The 3110-nt window shown below is 62.3% G+C and carries 4 protein-coding genes; all 4 read right to left on the bottom strand.

Annotated features, from left to right (window positions below):
* Window positions 1-36: 36 nt before the first annotated feature.
* The 4 genes from D0Z70_RS24275 to tnpA all read right to left on the bottom strand — a co-directional run bounded on the left by D0Z70_RS24275 (window position 37) and on the right by tnpA (window position 3035).
* On the bottom strand, window positions 37-630 hold the full coding sequence (locus tag D0Z70_RS24275) for a plasmid pRiA4b ORF-3 family protein (protein ID WP_239019131.1): 594 nt from the start codon (window positions 628-630) through the stop codon (window positions 37-39).
* Window positions 627-2222 carry an IS66 family transposase gene (gene tnpC / locus D0Z70_RS24270; RefSeq protein ID WP_119750768.1) on the bottom strand — a complete coding sequence of 532 codons (1596 nt, stop codon included), beginning with the start codon at window positions 2220-2222 and terminating at the stop codon, window positions 627-629. The genes D0Z70_RS24275 and tnpC overlap by 4 nt, the downstream gene beginning before the upstream one ends.
* A 67-nt stretch (window positions 2223-2289) precedes the next feature.
* Window positions 2290-2646 carry an IS66 family insertion sequence element accessory protein TnpB gene (tnpB, locus tag D0Z70_RS24265; RefSeq protein WP_347880922.1) on the bottom strand — a complete coding sequence of 119 codons (357 nt, stop codon included), beginning with the start codon at window positions 2644-2646 and terminating at the stop codon, window positions 2290-2292.
* Complete coding sequence (gene tnpA / locus D0Z70_RS24260) at window positions 2643-3035, bottom strand: IS66-like element accessory protein TnpA (protein WP_119750767.1); 393 nt, start codon at window positions 3033-3035, stop codon at window positions 2643-2645. The genes tnpB and tnpA overlap by 4 nt, the downstream gene beginning before the upstream one ends.
* Window positions 3036-3110 lie beyond the last annotated feature (75 nt).

Raw genomic sequence — 3110 nt, 5'->3', positions numbered from 1 at the left:
GTAAGCGCCGACGGAAGGTGGCGTTGACGCGGCCTGTCAGGCTTTTCGGCGTGTCCGTGGCGCCCATTTTTTCGCAAGCGCTTCCAGCCTTGCCTCGATCAGGGGGATATCGGGCTTGGCGTTGGGATCATGGTCTTCACCGAGGGTCTCGAGCGCCTCTTCGTGATATTCATGATGTGGGTCGCCGAGCGCTTCGAGCTTTTCGGCGTAGCCCCATGGGCCGCCACAATCCTCTGGCGGCCGCATGCCTACTGCATCGAGGATGAGCGGATATGTCAGGTGCGGGCTGGCCGGGCTGACGCGTTCGATCTTGACGCTATGCTCCCAGGCATCGCCAAAGTCATAGAGATATCGGAAGGTCTTGCGCCTCGTATCCGCCAGGACCTGGGCGAGAGTGGCCTTACGGGCGTCGAGCGGCCCGTCGAAGCTGTATTCGGGATCGGGGATACCAAAGCCGGTCTGCCCGAAGCTCATTTCCCACAGGTGAGAGTCCGTCCACGAGAAGGCGGTCTGGATGACGGTGTGCATACGGTCGAGCCGGATATTGAGCGGCACCTCCAGCGTTCGGCTGACGGCCGGCGTGACATCGTCCAGCGTAATCTTCATCCGCACAACAGTGCCGTTGCTCACGCAGCCTTCTCCAGATCGTTGGTCAGCCTTGATGCCTGCCAGTTCCACGGCAAGAAGTCATCGATCCGATTGATCGGGTGATCACCGATGCGCTCGATGACGTCAGTGAACCATGCCTCGGGCTCGACGCCGTTGAGTCGGCATGTGCCCGCCAGGGCGTAGAAGAGCGCGGCGGCCTCTCCACCCTTCATGGAGCCAACGAACATCCAGTTCCGGCGCCCGAGCGCGACACCGCGCAGGGCGTTTTCCACCAGATTGTTGCTGATCTCGAGCCGACCGTCATCGCAGTAACGGATCATGGCCTGCCAGCGGTTGAGCGGATAGCGACAGGCACGCGCCAGATTGCTGTCAGACGACAGGCCACGGTTCTGGGTTTCAAGCCAGACGCGCAAAGCCTCGAGCTTCGGCACCGCCTTGATCTGGCGGATGCGTCTTCGCTCATCAGGTGGCGCACCCTTGATATCGCGCTCGATGGCGAAGAGTTCGGCGATCCGCACGACCGCCTCCGCCGCGATCGGTGACGGGCTCTTATCCAGGATGTCGGTAAACTTCCGGCGCGCGTGGCTCCAGCATCCCACTTCGACGATATCCCTGAGCGCCTTGGTCTTGGGGTCACGGTAAAGTGCGTTGTACCCGGCAAAGCCGTCTGCCTGTAGATACCCCTGATAGTCGGCGAGATGTTCTGCCGGATGCACTCCGCCACGATCTGGGCTGAAGCGGAAGGAGACGGCAGGCGGGCTCATGTCACCGCTTGAACGATCATCGCGCAGATATACCCAGAAGTGCCCGGTCCGGCTGCCGTCGCCATTGCCCAGCAAGGTGACCGGCGTGTCATCACCATGGATCTTGGCGGCTTCCCGGATATAGGCGAACAACCGCTCGCCCAGCGGCGCCAGCAGCCATGCCAGTTTTCGCGCCCAGCGGCTCATCACATCCCGATCAATGTGAAGCCCAACGCGGCGGAAGATTACCGACTGCCGGTGCCAGGGCTGGTGATCGACAAAGCGATTGACGACGAGGTGGGCCAGCAGGGCGCTGCTCGCCATCACCTTGGGCAGCGGCAGATCGACAGCGGGCGCTTGTCGGATCTGTTCGCAGGATCGGCACGCCAGCCTGGGCCGGACATGGCGGATGACGCGGAAGCGTGCAGGGACATAGTCGAGAACCTCAGTGACGGCCTCGTCGATCTGCACTGACGGTCCATTACAACCGGCACTGCACGGGCTGGGCTGATGATCAACGGTCTGACGCGGGAAGTGTGCAGGAAGCGGAACGCGGCCGCCGGATTTGCGGGCCGATTTCATCACGGGTGGCGCCGACACCTCATCGTTTGCCGGTTCCGGGGCTTCGACCTCCTCGAACATCAGCCGCAGCTGGGCGATATCCATTTTCTCGGAGCTGCGGCCGAACTGGACGCGCAGCAGCCGCGCGACACGATGCTCGAGCTTTTCGATCCGCAAGGTTTGGGCTTTGACGGTGGCTTGCGCCGCCGTCAGTTCGGCCCGTTCCTGCTCCATGACATCGGCCATCTCCAGCAGCATTTTCTGCAGGAGAACCGGGTCTGTGGGAAGGCGATCAAGGGCGAACCGCATGCCACCGATAATAGCCGAAGCCCACGGTAAATCCTACATAAAATGGCGGTTTTCCTGATCTTTTTGGCTATGCGAGCCTCGGCGTGATCACCTCGTCGTGGACGATCGCCTGCTTCCAGTTCAGGCCTTCGAGCAACATCGCAAGCTGGGCTGCCGACAGCCGCAGCGCACCCTCATGGGCACGTGGCCAAACAAACTTTCCGCGCTCAAGACGCTTCGCATACAGGCATAGCCCTGAGCCGTCCCAGACCAAGGCCTTCAGCCTGTCGCCCCTCTTCCCGCGGAACAGGAACACCGCCCCCGAGAAGGGATCGAGCTGAAGAATATTGCGCACCTGCGCTGACAGCCCGTCAAACCCCTTGCGCATGTCGCACGGCGCCAGGGACAGGTAGATCTTCGTCGAAGGCGGGAGCGCCAGGCTCAATGATCCAGCTCCCGCAAGACATCGAGCACCTGTTTCAGGGCAGCCCGATCAACCTCGCCATCAACCGACACCGTCAAGCCACACTGCCCTCGAACCTCGATCCGCCCAGCTTCTCGGGCTTTGGCCGACGGCGATGATGCTGCCAGTTCGACAGGTACGAAGCCTGCCATCGCTCCCCGGAGCAGTTGCTTGCGCCAGGTGTAGAGCTGACCCGTGCCTATCCCATGCCGCCGCGCTACGGCCGATATGACAACGCCCGGCACCGTCGTCTCCTTCAGGATCGCCAGCTTCTCCTCGTCGCTCCAGTTCCGACGCCGCTCCACCTGTACAAGCGCTCCGCCATCCCCGCGACCGCTCATGCGAGGCTCGTTTGACTGCTCGATGTCCATGCTCACGCCTCCTCAAAGACCGCGAGCTTTCCTATTCCGGTGCCGGCAACAAGGCCGCCTTCCGTCGGCGCTTAC

This window comes from Sphingobium terrigena (assembly GCF_003591655.1).
GTDB classification, from domain to species: Bacteria; Pseudomonadota; Alphaproteobacteria; order Sphingomonadales; family Sphingomonadaceae; genus Sphingobium; species Sphingobium terrigena.
Note: the sequence above shows the minus strand (reverse complement) of the source record. Positions and strands in the feature narration are given on the sequence as shown.